The organism is Streptomyces sp. NPDC088350 (genome assembly GCF_044753545.1).
Taxonomy (GTDB): domain Bacteria; phylum Actinomycetota; class Actinomycetes; order Streptomycetales; family Streptomycetaceae; genus Streptomyces.
The window spans coordinates 120,999-143,345 of record NZ_JBIVNL010000022.1 but is presented as its reverse complement, the minus strand read 5'-3'; the positions used below and the strand labels follow the sequence as shown (position 1 = coordinate 143,345).

The window sequence follows — 22,347 nt, the reverse complement described above, 5'->3', positions numbered from 1 at the left end:
CAGGGGGGACCCTGTGGGAGAGTAGGACGCCGCCGAACAAATATTGCGAAAACCCCTGTACCGTTTATTCGGTACAGGGGTTTTCTGCGTTTAGGCTCAGCAGTATGCGCTATGACCTCGTGATCTTCGACAACGACGGTGTCCTCGTCGACAGTGAGCCGATCTCGAACAAGCTCCTGGCCGGCTATCTCACAGAGCTGGGGCATCCGACCTCCTACGAGGAGTCACTCCGCGACTACATGGGCTCCGCGATGCACCGTGTCCACGACCTGGTCGAGGAGCGCACCGGGCAGCGGTTGCCGGACGACTTCGACGATGTCTTCCACGGACGTGTGTTCGCCGCGTTCGAGCGGGAGTTGAAGCCGGTGGCCGGGGCCGTCGACGTGCTGGAGAGGCTGGTCGCGGACGGGGTGTCGTACTGCGTGGCGTCGTCCGGGAGTCATGAGCGGATTCGGGTGGGGCATCGGACGACGGGGCTGGACCAGTGGTTCGAGGAGGAGTGGGTCTTCAGCTCCGAGGACGTGGGGCGGGGGAAGCCGGCGCCGGATCTCTTCCTGTACGCGGCCGAGCGGATGGGTGTCGTACCGGAGCAGTGTGTGGTCGTAGAAGACAGTCCGTTGGGGGTGCGGGCTGCTGTGGCGGCTGGGATGGATGTGTATGGGTTCACTGCGATGACGCCTGCTGAGCGGCTGTCCGGGGCCAGCCAACTCTTTGGTGATATGCGGGAGTTGGCTGAGCTGCTCGTCTGACATTTGTCATGGTGAGGTCCGGACGATCGGTTCTACCGGCGGTGGGACTCCGGCGGCAGGCTGAACGCATGACGACGAACACGGGGTCCCGGAACAAGAAGCAGAAGCAGAACTTCGCGCCGCTCCTCATGGATGTGGCGGTGCCGATCGGGTCGTACTACCTGCTGAAGAGCGGGTTCGGGATGAGCACGCTGGCGGCGCTCGGGTGGAGCAGTGTCGTGCCGGCGGTGCGGATCGTGTGGGGGGTTGTCGCCGAGCGGACGATCAATGCCTTTGCCGCGCTGATCCTCTTCGTGAATGTCGTCGGGTTGTCTCTCAGTCTCGTCGCCGGTGATCCGCGGCTGATGCTGGCCAAGGACAGCGGGGTCAGCAGTGCCGTCGGGATCGGGGTGCTGGTGTCGGTGGCGATGGGCAGGCCGATGATGACCGCCGGGATGAAGCCCTTCCTCGTGAAGGGGGACGCGGAGCGGGAGGCCGCCTTCGAGCGGCTGTCGATCGGGTCGGCGGCCTTTCAGAGGGCCGAGCGGCGCTTCTCGCTCGTGTGGGGTGTCGCGCTGCTCGGCGAGTGTGTCGCCCGGGTCGTCGGGGCGTACACGCTGCCCGTGGACACCATGGTGTGGCTGGGCACGGTCGTCATGATCGGGACGATGGGCGTGACGGCCGTCGTCAGTGGTGGTCTCGCCGCCGGGCCGATGGCGGACATGATCGCCGCCGAGCTGAAGGGCGGGGACGCCCCCGCACCTGCGGTTCTTCCCTCGCCGGCCGCCGCTCGGTAAAGATGAGCCGAATTCATCTTTGGCTGGATCTACCCACGAGTACGCCGGGGCCCTTACGCTCGCCGCCATGACAGATGTGCTGCGGCGCGGTAGGGCCTCTTTGGCGTTCAGCTTCTTCGCTCAGGGCGCCACCTTCGCGCTGCTCGTGACACGCATTCCCGCGATCCAGGACAGGTACGGGGTCTCGGACGGGCTGCTGCCCGTCTTCCTGGCCGCCGTGCCGATCCTCGCCGGCGTCGGGAGCGTGACGACCGAGCAGTTGGTGAAGCGAATACGGCCCAGCGTGCTGCTGCGCTGGTCCCAGCCCGTCGTGCTCCTGGCGCTGCTCGGGGTCGGATCGGGCGACAGCATGGCCGAACTGGCGGTCTCCCTCGGCGCGTTCGGGCTCGGGGTGGGTGCGCTGGACGCCTCGATGAACATGCTCGGGGTGAGTCTGCAGCGGTCGTACGGGCGGAGCATCATGCTCAGCTTCCATGCCGCGTACAGCCTGGGCGGGATCGTGGGGGCCTCGCTGGCGTGGGCGGGGGCGCACTGGCATCTCGCGCTGTGGGTGTCGTATCTGCCGGTGGTGGCGGTGCTGCTGCCGGCCGCGTTCGTGGGGAGTCGGTGGTACGTCGACGGGGATGCGTCGGGTGGCGAGGCGGAGGGCGCGGAAGGGGGGCCGCTTGTTTTCAAGTTGCTGCTGCCGCTGTGTCTGGTGATGACCTTCGCGTATATCGGGGACTCGACCGTCTCCAACTGGAGCGCGAAGTATCTGAAGGACGTGCTGGGCAGTTCGGAGCAGGTCGCGACCGTTCCGTACAACGTCTACATGGTGATGTGCCTGGTCGGGCGGGGGATCGGGGACCTCGGGGTGCGGCGGTTCGGGGCCGTGGCCGTCGTACGGCTGGGGGCGGTGGTGGCCGCGCTGGGGTTCGCGGTGGTGGCCGTGGCGCCCGGAGCCTGGGTGGGGATGCTCGGGTTCACGCTGCTGGGGCTCGGGCTGTGTGTGCTGGTGCCGCAGACCTTCGCGGCTGCCGGGCGGTTGTTCCCGGGGGCCTCCGATACGGCCATCGCCCGGCTCAATGTCTTCAACTACGTGGGGTTCTTGATCGGTTCGCCGTTGGTGGGGGCGCTGGGCGACGCCTGGAGTTACCGCGGGGCGATGCTCGTGCCGATGGTGTTGGTGCTGGTGACGTTGGTGTACGCCCGCTCGTTCGCGCCGTCGGCGGACCGATACGGTGACGGGCATGAGCGGGCGCGCACAGCTGATGTGGGACGAGGCAGTAACGGGCTATGACTTCGGTCCGGACCATCCGATGGATCCGGTCCGGCTCGCCCTGACCCGGCGACTCGTCGACGCCTTCGGGCTCGACAAGGATGTCGATGTGGTGGCGGCGAAGCCCGCCGGTGACTCGACGCTGCGGCTCGTCCACCGGGAGGACTACGTCGAGGCGGTGAAGGCGGCCTCGGCCGATCCGGAGTCGGCGGACGGGGCGTACGGGCTCGGGACGATGGATGATCCCGCCTTCGCCGGGATGCACGAGGTGTCGGCGCTCATTGCCGGGCAGTCGGTGGGGGCGGCGGAAGCCGTGTGGGCCGGGGATGTGTCGCATGCCGTGAACTTCGCGGGTGGGCTGCATCACGCGATGCCGGGGGCTGCCTCGGGGTTCTGTATCTACAACGATGCCTCGCTCGCTATCGCCCGGCTGCTGGAGCTGGGGGCCGAGCGGGTCGCGTACGTCGATGTGGACGTGCATCACGGGGACGGGGTCCAGGCGGCGTTCTGGGAGGACCCCCGGGTGTTGACGATCTCCCTGCATGAGCATCCCCGGACGTTGTTCCCGCAGACCGGGTGGCCGGAGGAGATCGGGGCGGGGAGGGGGGAAGGGGCGGCGGTGAACGTGGCGCTGCCCGCCGGGACCGGGGACGCGGGGTGGTTGCGGGCCTTTCACGCTGTCGTACCGGAGTTGATCGCGGAGTTTCGGCCGCAGGTGCTGGTGACGCAGCACGGGGCCGATACGCACTTCGAGGATCCGCTCGCGCATCTCGCGGTGTCGTTGGACGCGCAGCGGGCCGTGCAGGTCGCGTGTCATGAGCTGGCGCACGAGTACGCCGACGGGAAGTGGGTGGCGCTCGGCGGGGGCGGTTACGCGGTGGTGGAGGTGGTGCCGCGGTCGTGGACGCATCTTGTCGCGATCGCCGCGGGGCGGGAGATCGCGCCGGAGGCGGTGATTCCTGAGGGGTGGCGGCAGGAAGTGTTCGCGCGGACGCGGCAGTTGGGGCCGCAGCGGATGACTGATGGGCGGTGGCCGGTGGCCTACGCCGACTGGGAGTCGGGGTATGACCCCGCTGATCGTCTTGACCAGGCGGTTCTGGCGACTCGGCGGGCGGTGTTCCCGTTGCGGGGGTTGTTGGCGTAAGCCTCCGGCGGTGGAGCGGGCAGTCGTGCGGGTGGGTGGGGGTGGACGTCCCGGGGGGGGGGGGGGGGGGGGGGGGGCCGGCGGGGGGGGGGGGGGGGGGGGGGGGGGGGGGGGGGGGGCCCGGCCCCCCCCCCCCCCCCCCCCCCCGCGGGGCCGAAGGGGCGGCAGCCCCTGGGGATGGGACGGGTAGGGGCGGCGGGGGGGGGGGTGTCCCCGTTGGGGGGGTTGTGGGGTTACGCCCCGGGGGGGGGGGGGGGCCGGGGGGGGGGGGGGGGGGGGGGGACGTCCCTGGGGGCTGCGCCCCCAGACCCCCGCTTCGGCCCTGAAGGGGCCTCGTCCTCAAACGCCGGACGGGCTGGATTGTGCCGGCCAGGGTTGGAGAGGTGCCGGCCGGCGTTGGAGATGTGCCGGCCGGGGCCGAGAAGAGCCGCACGGGCGAGAGCCGAGGAGTGCCGGCCGGGGCCGAGGAGCGCCGCACGGGCGAGAGCCGGGAAATGCCGGCCGGGCTGAGGAGAGCCGCACGGGCGAGAGCCGAGGAGTGTCGGCCGGGGCCGAGGAGCGCCGCACGGGCGAGAGCCGGGAAATGCCGGCCGGGCTGAGGAGAGCCGCACGGGCGAGAGCCGAGGAGTGCCGGCCGGGGTCGAGAAGCGTCGCACAGTCGAGCGACGTGACCATCCGGCATGTATGTACGTCTGTCACCGGTGTTACGCCAACCGCGCGGAGTTTCCCGCATTCCCCCGTGCCCCCTCGCCCTGTCCGTCACCATCGCTCCCGTGTTGACCACCGGCGCGCTCCGCGCTCATCTGCTGGCCGCTCGGCTGGCCGGACCCGTGGCGACCTCTCGGGAGGAGAGTCTGCGGAGTTATCGGGCGTTCGCCGCTCGTGACCCCCGGGTGCTGATCGGACTCGATCCCGAATGGACGTGGGGGCAGCGGGACTTGATCGAGTTGATGGCGGACAAGTGTGGGGTTTCGGCCGACCCGGCGCACACTTCCGGGCATGATGTGATCGATCCGGAGCGGACGTTGACCGCTCTGGACGCCTTCGCCGACCGGTTGGGTGCGGTGGCGCAGCGCGGCGGGCCCGTGCTTCTCGGTACCGGGCATCCGCATCGACTGCTCGGGTTCTACGCCGCGTTGGCGGACGCGCTGTCGGCGGCGGGATGTGCTGTTCTCACCCCTGCGCATGGTCGCCGTGTCGACATAACGACCCGGTTCGGTCTACGCACCTACAACCTTGCCTACGTACGAGGTGTCGCGCTCGTCCGCGATCCGGGTCCCGAACGCCCCGGTTGTGAGCCCGGCGCACACACGCACTCACCGCTCCCGGTTCGTACCGTGCTGGGTGCGGCGGCGGAGGCCGGCGGGGTGCTTCCGGAGCTGGTGATCGGGGACCACGGATGGGTCTGCGGAGCAGGTCAGCTGGGGTTTGAGGCCATTGGTCTCGCGGATACCGATGACCCCGCGCTCTTCGTGGGGGAGGCCGAGGGGTCGGTGTCCGTGGCAGTTCCACTTGATGACGCCGTGCGGTCCGATTACTACCGGCCGCTTACCCGCTACGTACTCAATCGAGCGTGTCTGTCACAGTAGGCCGCCGATGGCCGCCGATGGCCGCCGATGGGTGCACCTCTTCCCCACTCGCATCACACGCCCCTACATTGGGGAGTGAGCACGCAACGACGAAGAGTCACCGGAAGGGGAAGCCGGTGACCGTCGAGTGCGGAAGGTTCAGGTGTGTCATGGCTGCAGCTGGCGAGAGGCCTCTGAACGAGGTTCAGTTCCTTACCGTGGCGGAGGTCGCCTCGGTGATGCGAGTGTCGAAGATGACCGTGTACCGGTTGGTGCACAGCGGTCATCTGCCCGCTATCCGGGTGGGGCGGTCCTTCCGCGTCCCCGAGCAAGCGGTACACGAGTACCTTCGCGAGAGTTATGTGGGGGTGGAGACAGCCTGAGGCGATACCTCGATTACGACCTCAGCGCTCGGACGGGTAGGCTGGCCCCTTGTAGGTCGTATGGGCCCATGATGCCCAGCACCGAGTGATGAGAAGTGAGCGAGGGTAGTCGTGGGCTCTGTTATCAAGAAGCGGCGCAAGCGGATGGCTAAGAAGAAGCACCGCAAGCTGCTGAAGCGCACGCGCGTTCAGCGTCGTAACAAGAAGTAGGCGACGCGACGCAGCGAGAGCGTCTCCTGTGGCCCCCCACCGAATTCGGTGGGGGGCCACAGTTATGTTCCGGACGTTCGTAGGTCTGGCGGTCATCACAGCGCAACACCGAACCGCTAGGTTGGCCGCACACGGGTAACACAAAAGGAAGGCGCTGATCTTGGGGAAGGTCGTGCTCGTGACCGGAGTGGCCCGTCAGTTGGGGGGCCGTTTCGTCCGACGGATCCAGCGTGATCCAGAGGTGGACCGGGTGATCGCCGTGGACGCGGTCGCGCCCGGGCACCATCTCGGGGGCGCTGAGTTCATCCAGGCCGACATCCGGCAGCCCACCATCGCGCGCGTGCTCGCCGAGTCGGGCGCCGACACCGTCGTCCACATGGACGTGACGGGCACCGCGCTGGGCAGCGGCAGCCGGACCACGGTCAAGGAGACCAACGTCATCGGCACCATGCAGCTGCTGGGTGCCTGCCAGAAGTCGCCGGTCGTGAAGCGGCTGGTGGTGAAGTCCAGTACGAACGTCTACGGCTCCGCCCCGCGCGACCCGGCCGTCTTCACCGAGGGCACCCCGCCGAAGTCCCTGCCGAGCGGCGGCTTCGCGAAGGACACCGTCGAGGTCGAGGGGTACGTACGAGGCTTCGCGCGCCGGCGGCCCGATGTCGCGGTGTGCGTGCTGCGGTTCGCCAACATCCTTGGTCCTACGGCGGATTCGCCGCTCGCGTCGTACTTCTCGCTGCCGGTCCTGCCGACCGTGTTTGGCTACGACCCGCGGCTGCAGTTCGTGCACGAGGACGATGTGATCGACGTCCTGCGGATCGCCTCGCACGACCCGGAGCGGGGCACGCTCAACAGCGGCACCTTCAACATCGCCGGGGACGGCGTCCTGTTGCTCTCCCAGTGCTCGCGGCGCCTGGGCCGCCCGACGGTGCCGCTGCTGCTTCCCGCGGTCACCTGGGCCGGTTCCCTGGTGCGTACGCTGGGGATGACGGACTTCTCCCCCGAACAGATCCGGTTGCTCACCCACGGCCGGGTCGTGTCGACGGTCCAGATGCGCGAGACGCTGGGGTACAAGCCGAAGTACACGACCGCCGAGACCTTCGCGGACTTCGCGCGCGGCCAGGGCCCGGGGCTGCTGCCGCCGGAGGTCCTCGCGGGGGCCGTCGACCGGATCGCCGCGCTGTCCCGGCCGGGCAGTGGCCACCCCCCGACGCCGAGCGCCAACTGAGGAGCGCATCAACGATGGCGGATGCCAAGGTCATTCCGTTCGACGACGACCGGTCCCGCACGAACAACGTGCAGCGACCGCAGCGACGCCGGAGCATGGGGAGTCGGCGCAAGAACGGCGAGCCCGCGCTGGTCCGTGAGGTCCAGCCCCTGCCCGGCCGGCACTTCGCGCAGGATGATGTTCCTGTGACGCGTGAGGAGCAGGAGCCGGAGAAGGCCCGGGACGACGAGGCCGGCCAGGACGGGCAGAGTGGCCTGGAGCGCCGTATCGCCCACGGCCTGTCGTTCCTGCGCCGTCGGCTGACCGGGGACTACGACGTCGACGACTTCGGTTACGACGAGGAGCTCACCGACGAGGTCCTGATGCCGGCGCTGCGCCCGCTGTACGACAAGTACTTCCGGGTCGAGGTCAAGGGCATCGAGAACATCCCGGCGGAGGGCGGCGCGCTGATCGTCGCCAACCACTCCGGGACGCTGCCGCTGGACGGCGTGATGATGCAGATCGCCGTCCACGACAACCACCCCGCGGCCCGCCATCTCCGGCTCCTCGCGGCGGACCTGGTCTTCATGCTGCCGGTGGTCAACGAACTCGCCCGCAAGGCCGGTCACACGCTCGCCTGCGCGGAGGACGCCGAGCGGCTGCTGGGGCGGGGCGAGTTGGTCGGTGTGATGCCGGAGGGCTTCAAGGGCATCGGCAAGCCGTTCAGCGAGCGCTACAAGCTCCAGCGCTTCGGCCGGGGCGGCTTCGTCTCCACGGCGCTGCGCCAGGGCACGCCGATCATCCCGTGCTCGATCGTGGGCGCGGAGGAGATCTACCCGATGATCGGCAACTCGAAGACCCTGGCCCGCGTCCTGGGCTTCCCGTACTTCCCGATCACCCCGACCTTCCCGTGGCTGGGACCGTTGGGCGCGATCCCGCTCCCCACGAAGTGGACCATCCAGTTCGGCGAACCGATCCCCACGGACGGCTACCCGCCGGAGGCGGCCGAGGATCCGATGCTGATGTTCAACCTCACGGACCAGGTGAGGGAACAGATCCAGCACACGCTGTACAAGCTGCTGGTGCAGCGTCGGTCGGTGTTCTTCTGAGGCCGACGGGTTCTTCGCGGGCGCCGTCTGAGAAACCTGACATATGCCTGTGCGGCTACGGGGGAGTTCCCGTAGCCGCACAGGTCGTGAGTGCCTAGTTGGTGTCCTGGCTGTCGATGCCCAGGCCCGGCAGCAGGCCCGGGAGCAGCGGCGGGAGCGTGACGTCCGGTTCCGTGATCGAGGGCTTGGTCGTGGACGGGGACGCCGTGCCGGAGGACTTCGGGGGGTCCAGGAGGCCGCCCGTGTTGCCGCCGAGGAGGCCGTCGCCGGTGGTGGCGGACTCGCTGGGGGCGCTGGAGTGGTTGGTCTCCGCGGAGCCGCCGGTCGTGCTCGGTGCCGTGGAGCGGTGGGTGCCGGCCGTGGACGTCGTATCAGGAGCGCGGTGTTTGCCTGTTCCACCGCCGCTGGTCTTCGCCGGAGGCTGGGGGAGCAGCGACTGGAGCGGGGCGACCTCGTCGTCTATGGCGTCGAAGACCGAGGAGACCTGGTCGCTGACGTCGCCGAGCTGGACGGGGAGGCGGTCGCGCAGGGCGCCCCAGGCCTCGCGGTGCGAGCGGGAGAACGCGGAGAGGGCCTGGATGGGGCCCAGTGAGTTCGGGTCCTGCTCGTACGCCTCGTGCAGCAGGCGGTGGCCCTCGGACGCGTCGTGCGTCATCCCGGACAGCGTGCGGCGGATCTCGCCGAGCTGCTCGTGGTCGAGGTGGCCGCCGCGGTCCCGCTCGATCAGCCGGCGTGCCTCGCTCAGGCGGTTGGACGCCTGGTCGAGGTAGGCCACACCGCGCTGGTCGTCGCCGTCGGACAGGTAGTTGAGCTTGAAGTCCTCGATGCCGCGCTTCAGGCCGTAGAGCGAGTCGCCGGGCAGGGCGCCCGAACTCGCCGCGGCCACTCCGCCGAAGGCCCCGGCCGCGACCCCGACGCTCAGGCCGCCGGCCGCGAGGCCCTTGGTGAGCCGGGTCCGGGGTCGCAGCTTGCCCAGACCGGTGGCCCGGTGCGCGCCCCGGGACCGGTGCGAACGCTGCTCCGGTACCGAAGGTTCTGGTGCCTCGCCTTGCAGCATGGCCTCGAACGCGGCGACCAGCTGGGCCCGTTGGACGACCTTGACCTCGGGGTCCAGTACGGGTTTGGGCAGCTCGCCGAGACCGGTGGCGAAGGCCAGCATGCGGCCCTGCTCGGTCTGTTCCGCAGCAGTCGGGGCCGGGGCCGGTCCTTCGGACTGCTCGGCCGCCGTACCCCGGTCGGACTGCTCCTCTTCCAGGGCCTGGGCGAAGGCGTTCGCCCGCCGGTGCGCCGATACGTTCGCGATCACTGGCGGCACCTCCTCTCGTCATGACGGTCGACTCCCCAGGGGGTCCTGAGGGTTGCACAGCCTGACCGCGTCCACACGATCGAGTGATCGGAGAGGGCCAGGGTGTGACCACAGGGAGCCTGTATCCCGCACAACGAGTGGCGCGGCACTTGGGTTACGGACGACGGATGATCCGACCGCGAACTCAACAGACTTTCACTGAGCGCGAGTTGGGCGCTACCGAGCGTATGCCGTCAGCGGGCGTCGTCCGGGAGGAGCCGGGCGAGAGTGCGCACGGCCCGGTACTGGAGGGTCTTGATCGCACCCTCGTTCTTGCCCATCACCCGGGCGGTCTCCGCGACGGAGAGGCCCTGGAGGAAGCGGAGCGTGACGCACTCCTGCTGCTGCGGGTTGAGCCGGCGTACGGCGTCGAGCAGTGCGGCGTTCGACAGGGACTCCAGGACGGAGTCCTCGGGGGAGCGCTCGACCTCGTTGGCGTCGAGCATCTCGCCGGTGGTCACTTCCAGCCGGAAGCGGCTCGACTTGAAGTGGTCCGCCACGAGGTTGCGGGCGATCGTCACCAGCCAGGCGCCGAAGTCCCGACCCTGATAGGTGAACGTGCCGATGCGGCGCAGGGCGCGCAGAAAGGTCTCGCTGGTGAGGTCCTCGGCGGTGGCTTTGCCTCCCACTCGGTAGTAGATGTACCGGTACACAGTGTCGCTGTACTGGTCGTAGAGGCGGCCGAAGGCATCGGCTTCGCCGGCCTGGGCACGCTCCACGAGGTCCATCATCCGGGCGCTGTCGCTGTCAGCGGCCGGACGGCGTGCGGTGGCGGCGCCGGCCGAGCGCCCTCGTCTGCCGACCGCCGCGCCGCCGTCGGCCAGTGCGTAGCACGGACCGACGGGTGCGGTGGTGGCGAAGGCGGCGGGGACGGCGTACGCGGTGGGGACGAAGCCGCGCAACAGGTCTTGGACCGTTGCGCGCAGCGTAGCCAGGCCCGAGGCGTCAACCCCGACGTGTGGGTACACGGGACTCCCAGAGGCAGAGCTTCCATCACGTGCAGTACCGGAACATTCACCCGTCGTAGCGACGGAGGGGTACCGGATTGCGTCTGAGGAGAATAACGCTTCGTGCAGGCCCTGCTACACCCAGTTGCTCAAATCATCGATTACGTCGCTTCTGTAACCAGTTGACGCCCGATCAAGTACCGCAGAGTGACCGGTTGTTGATCAGAACGGTCCGAATTCAGTCAGGGACCGGGGCGTGTTGTGGCCGTGTGCAGCCAACGTGACTGGACAGGCGGTTACGCGGGTACGACTCGTGGATTGGCCGTGTTCGCCGGGTCAGCGGCGTCGGCGGTGCAACGCGATCGCCGCGGCAGTGCCGCCCGCCACCGCGCCCACGCCGGCCGCCGCCGGGATGCCGACCTTGGCCGCCTTGCGGGCCGTGCGGTAGTCGCGCAGCCGCCAGTCCAGCTCGCGCGCGTGCTTGCGCAGCTTGGAGTCCGGGTTGATGGCGTAGGGGTGGCCGACCAGCGAGAGCATCGGGATGTCGTTGTGCGAGTCGCTGTACGCGGCGCAGCGGGACAGGTCCAGGCCCTCCGCCGCGGCCAGCGCCTTCACCGCCTCCGCCTTCGCGGGGCCGTGCAGGGGTTCGCCGACCAGCTTGCCGGTGTAGACGCCGTCGACGGACTCGGCGACCGTGCCGAGCGCGCCGGTGAGGCCGAGGCGGCGGGCGATCACGTTGGCGATCTCCACCGGGGCCGCCGTGACGAGCCACACCTTCTGGCCCGCGGCGAGGTGTGCCTCGGCGAGGGCGCGGGTGCCCGGCCAGATGCGCTCGGCCATGTACTCGTCGTAGATCTCCTCGCCGATCGACTGGAGTTCGGCGACGCGGTGGCCCTTGACGATGGACAGCGCGGAGTCGCGCGCCTCCTGCATGTGCTCGGGGTCCTCGGAGCCGGCGAGCCTGAACCACGCCTGCTGCCAGGCGAACTTGAGGAGGTCGCGGGTCTCGAAGAACTTCCGTTTGTGCAGGCCCCGGCCGAAGTGGAAGATCGACGCGCCCTGCATGACGGTGTTGTCGAGGTCGAAGAAGGCCGCGGCTCTGTCGTCGCCGAGCACCGGGAACTCAGGTTCCCGTGCTTCCTCCGTGCGGGCGTCCTGTATCTCCTGGACGTCCTGCGACGACTTGCGCGCTGCCTCCGCAGAGGCCTCGCCTGCCAACACACTTCGCGCCGTGGCGGAGCGCCTACGGGGAGTGAGCCATCCGAGAGCGGCCATGTCGTGAGCATAGCCAGTTTGTTCGGTGGTTCCGGAGCCGAGAGGTACGGAGGCTGTGAACTCTCCGCGACCGGGCCGTTAAAGAAGTACCCGGACGGCGTGAGAATGGTGCGCATGAGTCATCTCGTCACTCTCATCACCAAGCCCGGCTGCCATCTGTGCGAGGACGCGCAGCTCGTCGTCGAGAAGGTGTGCGCCGATCTCGGAGTCCCCTGGGAACAGAAGGACATCACCGAGGACCAGCGCCTCCACGACGAGTACTGGGAGCAGATCCCGGTCGTCCTCGTGGATGGGAAACAGCACACGTTCTGGCGGGTCGACGAGGGGCGCCTGCGCAGGGAACTGACCAAGTAGTTCAACGCGCACCCGAACGTCGCTTAGGATCGACGGCGGTTTGGTCTCGGGGGCGGGAATTACGAGGAGTGTGGCGGTTTTGCCCCCTGGAATGCGCCTGGGACGCGTGTGCGTGACCCCGGTCACGTTGGCCGGGCAAATCGGACACCATCTTTGTGCACGCGTTCACAAAGACATAGCCTGCTTCCGACGGGGCGGTCTGGGTACGTGTGACCGCCCACAGCCCCGCTCTACCCGCAGGAGCACCGTGGCAACTGGCCGAACTCACCGACCGGCGAGCCGTAGCCGAGGGATTCCCGAGGCCACCGTCGCCCGTCTCCCGCTGTACCTCCGCGCGCTGACCGGACTCTCGGAGCGCTCGGTACCCACGGTCTCCTCCGAGGAGCTGGCCGCCGCCGCGGGGGTCAACTCCGCGAAGCTGCGCAAGGACTTCTCCTACCTCGGCTCCTACGGCACCCGCGGTGTGGGCTACGACGTCGAGTACCTCGTCTACCAGATCTCCCGCGAACTGGGCCTGACCCAGGACTGGCCGGTCGTCATCGTCGGTATCGGCAACCTCGGCGCCGCGCTCGCCAACTACGGCGGGTTCGCCTCCCGCGGCTTCCGGGTCGCCGCCCTCATCGACGCCGATCCGGCGATGGCCGGAAAGCCCGTCGCGGGCATCCCGGTGCAGCACTCGGACGAGCTGGAAAAGATCATCAGCGACAACGGCGTCTCCATCGGCGTCATCGCCACCCCCGCCGGTGCCGCCCAGCCGGTCTGTGACCGCCTCGTGGCCGCCGGGGTCACCTCCATCCTGAACTTCGCGCCGACCGTGCTGACCGTCCCGGACGGCGTCGACGTCCGCAAGGTCGACCTCTCCATCGAGCTGCAGATCCTCGCCTTCCACGAGCAGCGCAAGGCCGGCGAGGAGGCCGCCGCAGCCGACGGCGCGCACCCCGCCGCCGTGCACCGGGGCGACTCCGCCGAGCAGGGCCCTGACGGGGACGTCCCCGCCGTGATGCCGGCATGAGTCTCCTCGTCGTCGGGCTGAGCCACCGCAGCGCGCCGGTCAGTGTCCTGGAGCGGGCCACGCTGAACGCGGACGACCGGATCAAGCTCCTCCAGGACACGGTCGCCGCCGAACCGGCCGCCGAGGCCGCGGTGTTGGCCACCTGCAACCGCATCGAGCTCTACGCCGACGTGGACAAGTTCCACGCGGGTGTCGCCGAGTTGTCCACGCTGCTCGCCCAGCACAGCGGCGTCGGCCTGGACGAACTCACTCCTTATCTCTACGTGCACTACGAGGACCGGGCCGTCCACCACCTCTTCTCGGTGGCCTGCGGCCTCGACTCGATGGTGGTCGGCGAGGGCCAGATCCTCGGCCAGATCAAGGACTCGCTGGCCAGGGCGCAGGAACTGCACTCCGCCGGGCGGCTGTTGAACGAGCTGTTCCAGCAGGCCCTCAGAGTTGGCAAGCGCGCCCACTCCGAGACCGGCATCGACCGCGCAGGGCAGTCCCTGGTCACCTTCGGCCTTCAACAGCTCTCTTCCGGCACGGCAGTTGAAGCCTGGGCGAAGGGGAAACGCGCCCTGGTCATCGGCGCCGGCTCCATGTCGTCGCTGGCCGCCGCGACCCTCGCCCGCGCCGGGGTCGCCGAGATCGTCGTCGCCAACCGCACCGCCGACCGCGCCGAGCGCCTCGCCCAGATCATCACCGAGAGCCCCGAAACGGACGTGTCGGCCCGCGCGGTACCGATGGATGCGGTGCCGTTCGAGCTGACACGTGCCGATGTCGTCGTGTCCTGCACGGGCGCGACGGGGCTGGTCCTGACGGCCGAGACGGTCGCGGAAGCGGTCGAGGGCCGGGTGTCCCAGGACGCGACGGCCGGTCGTACGGCGGTGCAGGACGACGTACGCGAAACGCTTCCGCCGACCTCCGTCGGGGCCGAGGACGGCTGTCCGCTGGACCTGTCCGCGGTGCAGGGGGCGACCGGCTTCTCCGTGATGGGGGAGGCCGCGGTGGCCGGGATGGACGCGGCGACGCTGGAGCAGCACGCGGCCTGGGCCGGCGGCAGCGCCCTCGACCGGCGCGAGGCGGCCCGGCGTACGCCCGAGGCCGAGGCGGAACTCATCGGCGCACTCGCCACCATGGCCGCGACCGTCGGACGGATCCCCGAGCGCCGCAGGCCCGAGCCCGTCGCCCACATCCCGCGCCCCGCGCCCGCGTTGTCCCTCCTCGACCTCGCGATGCCGCGCGACATCGACGCCGCCGTGCACCGGCTGGCCGGGGTGCGGCTGGTCGACATCGAATGGCTCGCGGACGCCTCGGCGGACGCTCCGATGGCGGCGGACGTGGACGCGGTCCGGCGTATCGTCTCCGACGAGGTCGCGGCCTTCGGGGCAGCCCAGCGGGCCGCGCACATCACGCCGACCGTGGTCGCCCTGCGCGCCATGGCCGCCGAGGTCGTCGCGGGCGAGATCGCCCGGCTCGACGGACGGCTGCCCGGCCTCGACGACAAGCATCGCGCCGAGATCACGCAGACCGTACGACGGGTCGTCGACAAGCTGCTGCACGCGCCGACCGTACGGGTCAAGCAGCTCGCGGCCGAGCCCGGCGGCGCCGGGTACGCGGACGCGCTGCGCACCCTGTTCGACCTCGACCAGGAGACGGTGGCCTCCGTCTCGCGGGCTGAAGAAGACTCTGAGAACAGCAAGAACCGAGGGCCAGTATGAGTAAGAAGGCACTGAGGCTCGGGACCAGGCGGAGCAGACTCGCCCTGGCCCAGTCCGGGTTGGTGGCGGACGCCGTGAGCCAGGTGACCGGACGGCCCGTCGAGCTCGTCGAGATCACCACCTACGGCGACACCTCCCGCGAACACCTCGCGCAGATCGGCGGTACGGGAGTCTTCGTGACCGCGCTGCGCGACGCGCTGCTCGGCGGTGAGGTCGACTTCGCGGTTCATTCGCTGAAGGACCTGCCGACGACGCTCCACCCGGAACTGGCGCTCGCCGCCGTTCCGGAGCGCGAGGACCCCAGGGACGTGATCGTCGCCCGGGACGCCCTGAAGTTCACCGACCTGCCCCGCGGGGCGCGCATCGGTACGGGCTCCCCGCGCCGCACGGCCCAGCTGAACGCGTACGCGCGCAGCCACGGCCTCGACATCGAGACGGTCCCGATCCGCGGGAACATCGACACCCGGATCGGCTTCGTGCGGGACGGTGAGCTGGACGCCGTAGTCCTCGCCGCCGCCGGACTGAGCCGGATCGGCCGGATCGACGAAGTGACCGACTTCCTGTCGGTCGACACGGTTCTGCCCGCCCCCGGCCAGGGGGCCCTGGCGATCGAGTGTGCCGCGGACAACGCGGACTTGATCGCGGCACTCGGTGAACTCGACGACCCGTTCACACGGATCGCCGTGACCGCCGAAAGGTCCCTGCTCGCCGCCCTGGAGGCCGGCTGCTCCGCCCCTGTGGGCGCGCTGGCCGACCTTCTGGCCGACGGGCAGATTGTCAAGGAAATGCGCCTGCGCGGCATAGTCGGCACGACCGACGGCACGCGTACGGTGCAGCTGTCCACCACCGGTCCCGTGCCCGAGACGCATGACCAAGCACTGGCGCTCGGTCGCGAACTCGCCGCCGAGATGCTTGCCCAGGGCGCGGCCGGTCTGATGGGGGAGCAAGCCAAGTGAGCCCCACCACTCTTCCCGCCGCCGGTCCGGAACACGGGCACGTCACCTTCCTGGGTGCCGGACCCGGAGATCCGGGACTGCTCACACTGCGCGCCGTAGAGGCGCTGGCGAACGCGGACGTCCTCGTCGCCGAGCACGAGGTGCTCGACGTCGTACGTCCGCACGCCCGACCCGGCGTAGCCGTCGTGCATCCGGATCCGGGTCCTTCTTCGGACTCGTTCCCGGGCACAGGCACGCCTCAACTAACGGTTGTTGACGGTGCGTCAACAACCGTTGGCCTACCCGCTGTGCGGGATGCGGCACATCTTGTCATGGAGGCCGCGCGGGGCGGCAGGCGGGTCGTACGTGCGGTGTCCGGGGACCCCGGACTTGATACGTACGCCGCCGAGGAAATGCTCGCCTGCGTCGCCGCGGGTGTGCCTTTCGAGGTCGTCCCCGGTGTCGCCGCGGCCGTCGGCGTGCCCGCGTACGCCGGTGTCCCGCTGCGGGACGCGCAGGGCGCGGACGTCCGGTTCGTGGACGCCCGTACCGCGTCGGACCGCTGCTGGACGGAGGTCGGCGCGTCGGACGGCACGGTCGTGGTCTCCACGTCGCTGGACTCCGTGGCGTCGGCCGCCGGTGAGCTGGTGGCCGCGGGTCGTAAGCCCGATACGCCCATGACCGTCACAGTGGCTGGTACGACCACTCGTCAGCGGACCTGGTCCGCGACGCTCGGGACGATCGCGCAGACGCTGAAGCAGGCGAAGGTGCTGCCCTCCCCGGAGGGCGGCCGGCCGGTGATAGCCGTGGTCGGTGAGCGTTCCGCCGCCGCCCAGCGCGACCAGTTGTCGTGGTTCGAGTCCAAGCCGCTGTTCGGCTGGAAGGTCCTCGTCCCGCGCACGAAGGAGCAGGCGGCGTCGCTCTCCGACCAGCTGCGGTCGTACGGGGCCGTGCCGCACGAGGTGCCGACGATCGCCGTCGAGCCGCCGCGGACGCCCCAGCAGATGGAGCGGGCGGTCAAGGGACTGGTGACCGGCCGGTACGAGTGGATCGCCTTCACCTCGGTGAACGCGGTCAAGGCCGTGCGGGAGAAGTTCGAGGAGTACGGGCTCGACGCGCGGGCGTTCGCGGGGATCAAGGTCGCCGCGGTGGGTGAGCAGACGGCCAAGGCGTTGGTCGCGTTCGGTGTGAAGCCGGACCTCGTGCCCAGCGGGGAGCAGTCCGCGGCCGGGTTGCTGGAGGACTGGCCGCCCTACGACCCCGTTTTCGACCCGATCGACCGGGTGTTCCTGCCGCGTGCCGACATCGCCACGGAGACTCTTGTCGCCGGGCTGATCGAGCTCGGGTGGGAGGTCGACGACGTGACCGCCTACCGGACCGTGCGGGCCTCGCCGCCGCCTGCCGATACGCGGGAGGCGATCAAGGGGGGTGGCTTCGACGCCGTTCTCTTCACGTCGTCGTCCACCGTGCGGAACCTGGTGGGGATCGCAGGGAAGCCGCACAACGTGACGGTCATCGCGTGTATTGGTCCCGCCACGGCGAAGACGGCCGAGGAGCATGGGCTGCGGGTGGATGTGATGGCTCCGGAGCCTTCTGTGCACAAGTTGGCCGAGGCGTTGGCGAACTTCGGGTTGCGTAGGCGCGCGGCGGCTCAGGAGGCCGGGGATCCGGTTACTCGGCCCAGTGAGCGGCGGCCGGGGGCTCGGCGGCGGCGGACCACCTGACGTTGTGGAGTGACGTTGCGGTGAGTGGGGGCGTGGGTCCGTGGGGGCTGCGCCCCCACACCCCGCTTCGGCCCTGACGGGGCCTCGTCCTCAAACTCCCCCAGAGGGGGGACCCCCAACGGGCTGGATGGTGCCGACCTGGGCTGAAAAGTGCGCGAAAGTGCGCCCAAATGCGCACCGACTCACCGTCGGCAAATGGGCCCCCGCCCCGGGCGTAGCGTAGATGTCATGACGACGTACGGATCCTTCCCCGGCTCGCGGCCCCGGCGGCTGCGGACCACTCCTGTCATGCGGCGCATGGTCGCCGAGACCCGGTTGCACCCGGCCGACTTCATCCTCCCGGCGTTCGTGCGGGAGGGGATCGCCGAGCCGGTGCCGATCTCCGCGATGCCCGGGGTCGTGCAGCACACGCGGGACAGCCTGAAGAAGGCGGCTGCCGAGGCGGTGGCGGCGGGGATCTCCGGGATCATGCTGTTCGGGGTGCCGGAGGAGAGCAAGAAGGACGCCCTCGGGACGGCGGGGACCGACCCGGACGGGATTCTGCAGGTCGCGTTGCGCGATGTGCGGGCCGAGGTCGGGGACGAGCTGCTCGTCATGTCCGATCTGTGTCTCGACGAGACCACCGATCACGGGCACTGCGGTGTGCTTGACGATCAGGGGCGTGTCGACAACGACGCCACCCTGGAGCGGTACGCCGAGATGGCCCAGGTGCAGGCCGACGCGGGGGCCCACGTCGTCGGGCCCAGCGGGATGATGGACGGGCAGATCGGGGTCGTCCGGGACGCGCTCGACCAGATCGGGCGGGAGGACGTGGCGATCCTCGCGTACACCGTCAAATACGCGTCCGCGTTCTTCGGGCCCTTCCGTGAGGCCGTCGGTTCCTCGCTCAAGGGGGACCGCAAGACGTATCAGCAGGACCCCGCCAACGCACGGGAATCCATGCGGGAGTTGGCGCTCGACCTGGAGGAGGGCGCCGACATGGTGATGGTCAAGCCGGCCGGACCCTACCTCGACATCCTGGCCAAGGTCGCCGAGGCCGTGGACGTTCCCGTCGCCGCCTATCAGATCTCCGGCGAGTACTCGATGATCGAGGCCGCCGCGGAGAAGGGCTGGATCGACCGGGACAAGGCGATCTTCGAGGCGCTCACCGGGATCAAGCGGGCCGGGGCGCAGAACATCCTCACGTACTGGGCGGTGGAGGCCGCGCAGAAGCTGCGCGACTGAGACGCCGGGTCGCGTCGGTGGGTTGAGGGCGGTCGGCAACGCTTCGAGATCGTTCCGGCGTCGGGGCGGTCTCGGTTCGGGGTGTGACGGGGGTCTGGCCCGAATTCGCCGGTCGTCATCGGTTGATCTGTCCTGAAAGACCCCCTGGTGTCCGGCACTTATGTGGATTTGACGCGTCCGCATCAGCGTCCTTACCTTCTGCGCCTGGCCTGATCCGTTCCGGATGGTCTGGACGTCGATCCCTGGGGGACACCATGAGCTATTTCATCGAGGCACTGAAGAAGTACGCGGTATTCAGCGGGCGCGCCCGTCGCAAGGAGTACTGGATGTTCGCGCTGTTCACGGCGATCATCGCGGTCGTTCTGCTCGCCATCGGCGCGGCGATCAAGTTCCCGTTCCTCGCCGTCATCTTCTACCTCGGGATCCTGCTGCCCGGCCTGGGCGTCACCGTCCGCCGGCTGCACGACACGGGCCGCTCGGGCGGCTGGTTCTTCATCTCGTTCGTCCCGCTCGTCGGCGGCATCATCATGCTGGTCTTCACCTGCTCGGACAGCCAGCCCGGTGCCAACCAGTACGGCCCGAACCCGAAGGAAGCCGACGCGGTTCCGGCGCAGGCCTGATCACCCGCTCCACGAGGGCCCGTCAGGGCGTGGACCCCGCCGAGGTGGGGGTCACGCCCGACGGGCCCTCGTCGCGTACGCCCATGCCGTCCTTGCATCCCGAGAGCAGCAGCGCCGCGGCGAGCACGGCCGCCGCGGTGGCCAGGACTCGGACGCGGAGACGGGTGCGGACGGGGGTGGCGCGGGCTGGCATGGGGTCCTCCGTAAGCGAAGCGACGCGTCATCGGGTGCAGTTTGGGCGGTCACGCGGGGCCGGCGCTACGGCTGCCGCCGGATTCGGGACGCCGGAGCCGTCCCGTCCGCGCTGACCTGCGGGGATGCCGGTCCTCCCGGGCACGTCGCGGGACGCCGGGAAGCACTCGGCCGCCCGTCCCCCGGACTTGGGCACCATCAAGTCCCGGTGGGAGTTAGGTTGTTGACCACTGCACTTCATACACACTGCTCCGGTTGTCCTTCGTACGACCCACTCTTCCGGGAGACGCCCATGTCCGGTGACGCCCTCAGCCAAGACCCCGCCGAGCTGAGAAGGAGGATCGACTCCACCAAGGCGCACCCGGCCCGCGTCTACGACGTCTTCCTCGGCGGCAAGGACAACTACCCCGTCGACCGCGAGGCCGCCGCCGCCGCGCTCGCCGCCAACCCGCGCGGCTACCTCGACGTACGGCACAACCGGGACTTCATGCGCCGCGCGGTCACCCGGCTGTCGCAGGAGCACGGGGTACGCCAGTTCCTCGACATCGGCACCGGGCTGCCCACCGCGGAGAACGTGCACCAGATCGCCCAGGGCATCGACCCCGAGTCGCGGATCGTCTACGTCGACAACGACCCGGTGGTCCTCGCGCACGCCCGCGCCCTGCTCACCAGCAGCCCCGAGGGCCGTACCGACTACATCGACGCCGACCTGCGCCGCCCGGCCGACATCCTCGAACAGGCCGCCAAGACGCTCGACTTCAACGAGCCGATCGCCCTGCTGCTGGTGGCGATCCTGCACTTCGTCGAGGACGACGAGGCGTACCCGCTGGTGCGCGAGCTGGTCGACGTCCTGCCCGCCGGCAGTCACGTCGTGCTCAGCCACCTCACCGACGAGATGCACCCGATCCCGACCCGCGCCGTGCAGCGGACGTACACGGAGCGCGGGTTCACCTTCGTGTTCCGCAGCAAGGACGAGGTCGAGCGGTTCTTCACCGGGACCCCGGGCCTCACCCTGGACGAGCCCGGTGTGGTCCCGGCCCACCAGTGGCACCCGGGCCCGGCGCCCGCTCCGCCGGTGGTGGACCAGGCGTACTTCGAGAGCCTCGACGACATCGAGAAGATCACCTACCGGGACATCAACGATGTGACGGACGACGACATCAACGTCTACGGGGCCACGGGCAAGAAGGCCTGAGGCACTGGGCGAGGGCGAGGGCGAGGGCGAGGGGGCAGGGGGGCTCGTCCGGATCGCGGATAGGTGTTTGTGTGCGGCACCTACTTTCCTAGGGTGGCGTCATGACCGTCATCGAGCCCGCCCCAGCCCCCGCAGTCCCCGCCCCGGCCGTCCTGCCGCCGCTCGCCGCGCGTGCCCGTGCGATCGGTGGTTCGCCGGTGCGGGACATCCTCGCCGTCACCGCCCGCCCCGAGGTGATCAACTTCGCGGGCGGGCTCCCGGCACCCGAACTCTTCGACGCGACCGGTATCGCCGCCGCGTACCAGGCGGTCCTCACCGAGACGCCCGCGCGGGCGCTCCAGTACGCGACGACCGAGGGCGAGCCGGTGCTCCGGACCGCGCTCGCCGCGCGGATCTCCGACCGCGGGCTGGCCACCGGCGCCGACGACCTTCTCGTCACCACCGGATCGCAGCAGGCGCTCTCGCTGCTCGCGACCGCGCTGCTGGAGCCGGGGGACGTCGTCCTCGTCGAAAGTCCCTGTTATCTGGCGGCACTTCAGGTCTTCGCCTTCGCCGGCGCGCGGGTCGTCGCCGTGCCGGAGGACGCGGCCGGGGTCGATCCCGAGGCGCTGGACGAACTGGTCGTCCGGGAGCGGCCCAAGCTGTTCTACACCGTGCCGACCTTCCAGAACCCCACCGGCCGCACCCTGCCCGCCGACCGCAGGGCCGCGGTCGCCGCCGTCGCCGCGCGGCGCGGGCTGTGGATCGTGGAGGACGACCCGTACGGCGAACTCCGCTTCGAGGGCGAGCGGTTGCCGTGGATCGCGGCCCACGAGGGCGCGGCGGACCGTACGGTCCTGCTCGGTTCGTTCTCCAAGGTGATGGCCCCCGGGTTGCGGCTCGGGTGGCTGCGCGCGCCCGCCGAGCTGCTGCGGGCCTGTGTCGTCGCCAAACAGGCCGCCGACCTGCACACCCCGACCGTCAACCAGCTCGCCGCGGCACGGTACTTGGCGGACAACGACCTGGACGCGCATGTGGCGCGGGTGGCCGCCGTCTACCGGGAGCGGCGGGACGCCATGCTCGGGGGGCTTGCCAACGCGCTCCCGGAGGGGTCCAGTTGGGAACGGCCCGAGGGCGGCATGTTCCTGTGGGCGCGGCTTCCGGAGTCGTACGACACGACGGAACTGCTGCCGCGGGTGGTGCGGCAGGACGTGGCCTATGTGCCGGGGGCGCCCTTCTACGCGGGGGAGCCCGACCGGTCGACGATGCGGCTGTGCTTCGTGACGCAGACGCCCGGGGAGATCCGGGAGGGGCTCAGGAGGCTGGGGGAGGGGCTGCGGGAGCGGGTGGCCCGACTGGGGGATTCGTTCCCGGGGTAGTGCGCTTATGGCGGCCCGGAGTTCCCTGAGCCGGTGAACGCCATTGGATGCGCGCGGAGTTGATC

22 protein-coding genes are annotated in these 22,347 nt (G+C 69.9%); 18 read left to right on the top strand and 4 right to left on the bottom strand.

Features of this window, described 5'->3' with window-relative positions:
- The first annotated feature begins 104 nt into the window (after positions 1–104).
- The 9 genes from ACIQBL_RS46660 (at position 105) to ACIQBL_RS46620 (ending at position 8,398) form a co-directional block, all read left to right on the top strand.
- On the top strand, positions 105–749 hold the full coding sequence (locus ACIQBL_RS46660) for an HAD family hydrolase (RefSeq protein WP_401954802.1): 645 nt from the start codon (positions 105–107) through the stop codon (positions 747–749).
- Positions 750–817: 68 nt separating this feature from the next.
- Positions 818–1,525 carry a VC0807 family protein gene (locus tag ACIQBL_RS46655; protein WP_401954799.1) on the top strand — a complete coding sequence of 236 codons (708 nt, stop codon included), beginning with the start codon at positions 818–820 and terminating at the stop codon, positions 1,523–1,525.
- A 67-nt stretch (positions 1,526–1,592) separates the two neighbouring features.
- On the top strand, positions 1,593–2,804 hold the full coding sequence (locus ACIQBL_RS46650; RefSeq protein ID WP_401954797.1) for an MFS transporter: 1,212 nt from the start codon (positions 1,593–1,595) through the stop codon (positions 2,802–2,804).
- Positions 2,755–3,927, top strand: coding sequence for an acetoin utilization protein AcuC (locus ACIQBL_RS46645; protein ID WP_401954794.1), 1,173 nt, complete (start codon positions 2,755–2,757; stop codon positions 3,925–3,927). The genes ACIQBL_RS46650 and ACIQBL_RS46645 overlap by 50 nt, the downstream gene beginning before the upstream one ends.
- A 773-nt stretch (positions 3,928–4,700) precedes the next feature.
- Positions 4,701–5,516: a phosphatase gene (locus tag ACIQBL_RS46640; protein WP_401954791.1), complete on the top strand. Its 816-nt coding sequence runs from the start codon at positions 4,701–4,703 to the stop codon at positions 5,514–5,516.
- Between the two features lie 149 nt (positions 5,517–5,665).
- Complete coding sequence (locus ACIQBL_RS46635; protein WP_004984898.1) at positions 5,666–5,878, top strand: helix-turn-helix domain-containing protein; 213 nt, start codon at positions 5,666–5,668, stop codon at positions 5,876–5,878.
- Between the two features lie 111 nt (positions 5,879–5,989).
- Positions 5,990–6,088 carry a 30S ribosomal protein bS22 gene (locus ACIQBL_RS46630; protein WP_003948845.1) on the top strand — a complete coding sequence of 33 codons (99 nt, stop codon included), beginning with the start codon at positions 5,990–5,992 and terminating at the stop codon, positions 6,086–6,088.
- 160 nt (positions 6,089–6,248) lie between these two features.
- Positions 6,249–7,310 (top strand): NAD-dependent epimerase/dehydratase family protein, encoded by a 1,062-nt coding sequence (locus ACIQBL_RS46625; protein WP_401954788.1) that lies wholly within the window; start codon positions 6,249–6,251, stop codon positions 7,308–7,310.
- A gap of 14 nt (positions 7,311–7,324) precedes the next feature.
- Complete coding sequence (locus tag ACIQBL_RS46620; RefSeq protein WP_401954785.1) at positions 7,325–8,398, top strand: lysophospholipid acyltransferase family protein; 1,074 nt, start codon at positions 7,325–7,327, stop codon at positions 8,396–8,398.
- Between the two features lie 94 nt (positions 8,399–8,492).
- Here the strand turns inward: ACIQBL_RS46620 and ACIQBL_RS46615 are convergent, their stop codons facing one another.
- The 3 genes from ACIQBL_RS46615 to ACIQBL_RS46605 form a co-directional block, all read right to left on the bottom strand.
- Positions 8,493–9,704, bottom strand: a complete 1,212-nt coding sequence (locus tag ACIQBL_RS46615; RefSeq protein ID WP_401954782.1) for a DUF5667 domain-containing protein — start codon at positions 9,702–9,704, stop codon at positions 8,493–8,495.
- 233 nt (positions 9,705–9,937) lie between these two features.
- Entirely contained in the window at positions 9,938–10,711 is a 774-nt protein-coding gene (locus tag ACIQBL_RS46610; RefSeq protein ID WP_026151088.1) for an ECF subfamily RNA polymerase sigma factor, BldN family, read from the bottom strand.
- Between the two features lie 315 nt (positions 10,712–11,026).
- Positions 11,027–11,965 (bottom strand): HAD family hydrolase, encoded by a 939-nt coding sequence (locus ACIQBL_RS46605; RefSeq protein ID WP_401954778.1) that lies wholly within the window; start codon positions 11,963–11,965, stop codon positions 11,027–11,029.
- A gap of 114 nt (positions 11,966–12,079) precedes the next feature.
- On the opposite strand from ACIQBL_RS46605, the gene ACIQBL_RS46600 reads away from it, so the two are divergent.
- The 7 genes from ACIQBL_RS46600 to ACIQBL_RS46570 all read left to right on the top strand — a co-directional run bounded on the left by ACIQBL_RS46600 (position 12,080) and on the right by ACIQBL_RS46570 (position 19,537).
- Complete coding sequence (locus tag ACIQBL_RS46600; protein WP_401954775.1) at positions 12,080–12,319, top strand: glutaredoxin family protein; 240 nt, start codon at positions 12,080–12,082, stop codon at positions 12,317–12,319.
- Between the two features lie 247 nt (positions 12,320–12,566).
- Positions 12,567–13,331: a redox-sensing transcriptional repressor Rex gene (locus ACIQBL_RS46595; protein ID WP_401954772.1), complete on the top strand. Its 765-nt coding sequence runs from the start codon at positions 12,567–12,569 to the stop codon at positions 13,329–13,331.
- Positions 13,328–15,034 carry a glutamyl-tRNA reductase gene (locus ACIQBL_RS46590; protein ID WP_401954769.1) on the top strand — a complete coding sequence of 569 codons (1,707 nt, stop codon included), beginning with the start codon at positions 13,328–13,330 and terminating at the stop codon, positions 15,032–15,034. Before ACIQBL_RS46595 ends, ACIQBL_RS46590 begins: the two co-directional genes overlap by 4 nt.
- Positions 15,031–15,990 (top strand): hydroxymethylbilane synthase, encoded by a 960-nt coding sequence (gene hemC / locus ACIQBL_RS46585; RefSeq protein ID WP_401954766.1) that lies wholly within the window; start codon positions 15,031–15,033, stop codon positions 15,988–15,990. Before ACIQBL_RS46590 ends, hemC begins: the two co-directional genes overlap by 4 nt.
- Positions 15,987–17,693, top strand: a complete 1,707-nt coding sequence (locus ACIQBL_RS46580; protein ID WP_401954763.1) for a uroporphyrinogen-III synthase — start codon at positions 15,987–15,989, stop codon at positions 17,691–17,693. The genes hemC and ACIQBL_RS46580 overlap by 4 nt, the downstream gene beginning before the upstream one ends.
- 228 nt (positions 17,694–17,921) lie before the next feature.
- Complete coding sequence (gene hemB / locus ACIQBL_RS46575; RefSeq protein ID WP_401954761.1) at positions 17,922–18,917, top strand: porphobilinogen synthase; 996 nt, start codon at positions 17,922–17,924, stop codon at positions 18,915–18,917.
- Between the two features lie 254 nt (positions 18,918–19,171).
- Positions 19,172–19,537, top strand: a complete 366-nt coding sequence (locus tag ACIQBL_RS46570) for a DUF805 domain-containing protein (RefSeq protein WP_401954758.1) — start codon at positions 19,172–19,174, stop codon at positions 19,535–19,537.
- 22 nt (positions 19,538–19,559) lie between these two features.
- On the opposite strand, the gene ACIQBL_RS46565 is transcribed toward ACIQBL_RS46570, so the two are convergent.
- Positions 19,560–19,730, bottom strand: coding sequence for a hypothetical protein (locus tag ACIQBL_RS46565; RefSeq protein ID WP_401954755.1), 171 nt, complete (start codon positions 19,728–19,730; stop codon positions 19,560–19,562).
- 291 nt (positions 19,731–20,021) lie between these two features.
- Between ACIQBL_RS46565 and ACIQBL_RS46560 the strand changes: the two genes are divergently transcribed.
- Together ACIQBL_RS46560 and ACIQBL_RS46555 are read left to right on the top strand one after the other, a co-directional pair.
- The gene (locus ACIQBL_RS46560) at positions 20,022–20,924 is read left to right on the top strand and encodes an SAM-dependent methyltransferase (protein ID WP_401954753.1); all 903 of its coding nucleotides are present in this window, start codon (positions 20,022–20,024) and stop codon (positions 20,922–20,924) included.
- 101 nt (positions 20,925–21,025) lie between these two features.
- A complete protein-coding gene (locus ACIQBL_RS46555) occupies positions 21,026–22,282 on the top strand; it encodes a PLP-dependent aminotransferase family protein (RefSeq protein ID WP_401954750.1) in 1,257 nt (418 codons plus the stop codon).
- The last annotated feature ends 65 nt before the right edge of the window (positions 22,283–22,347 follow it).

Excerpts from the sequence above, each read along its gene's own strand:
- ACIQBL_RS46660 (WP_401954802.1), top strand. The coding sequence starts at position 105 with ATGCGCTATGACCTCGTGATCTTCGACAACGACGGTGTCCTCGTCGAC.
- ACIQBL_RS46655 (WP_401954799.1), top strand. The coding sequence starts at position 818 with ATGACGACGAACACGGGGTCCCGGAACAAGAAGCAGAAGCAGAACTTC.
- ACIQBL_RS46650 (WP_401954797.1), top strand. The coding sequence starts at position 1,593 with ATGACAGATGTGCTGCGGCGCGGTAGGGCCTCTTTGGCGTTCAGCTTC.
- ACIQBL_RS46645 (WP_401954794.1), top strand. The coding sequence starts at position 2,755 with ATGAGCGGGCGCGCACAGCTGATGTGGGACGAGGCAGTAACGGGCTAT.
- ACIQBL_RS46635 (WP_004984898.1), top strand. The coding sequence starts at position 5,666 with ATGGCTGCAGCTGGCGAGAGGCCTCTGAACGAGGTTCAGTTCCTTACC.
- ACIQBL_RS46620 (WP_401954785.1), top strand. The coding sequence starts at position 7,325 with ATGGCGGATGCCAAGGTCATTCCGTTCGACGACGACCGGTCCCGCACG.
- ACIQBL_RS46605 (WP_401954778.1), bottom strand. The coding sequence starts at position 11,965 with ATGGCCGCTCTCGGATGGCTCACTCCCCGTAGGCGCTCCGCCACGGCG.
- ACIQBL_RS46600 (WP_401954775.1), top strand. The coding sequence starts at position 12,080 with ATGAGTCATCTCGTCACTCTCATCACCAAGCCCGGCTGCCATCTGTGC.
- ACIQBL_RS46590 (WP_401954769.1), top strand. The coding sequence starts at position 13,328 with ATGAGTCTCCTCGTCGTCGGGCTGAGCCACCGCAGCGCGCCGGTCAGT.
- hemC (WP_401954766.1), top strand. The coding sequence starts at position 15,031 with ATGAGTAAGAAGGCACTGAGGCTCGGGACCAGGCGGAGCAGACTCGCC.
- hemB (WP_401954761.1), top strand. The coding sequence starts at position 17,922 with ATGACGACGTACGGATCCTTCCCCGGCTCGCGGCCCCGGCGGCTGCGG.
- ACIQBL_RS46570 (WP_401954758.1), top strand. The coding sequence starts at position 19,172 with ATGAGCTATTTCATCGAGGCACTGAAGAAGTACGCGGTATTCAGCGGG.
- ACIQBL_RS46565 (WP_401954755.1), bottom strand. The coding sequence starts at position 19,730 with ATGCCAGCCCGCGCCACCCCCGTCCGCACCCGTCTCCGCGTCCGAGTC.
- ACIQBL_RS46560 (WP_401954753.1), top strand. The coding sequence starts at position 20,022 with ATGTCCGGTGACGCCCTCAGCCAAGACCCCGCCGAGCTGAGAAGGAGG.
- ACIQBL_RS46555 (WP_401954750.1), top strand. The coding sequence starts at position 21,026 with ATGACCGTCATCGAGCCCGCCCCAGCCCCCGCAGTCCCCGCCCCGGCC.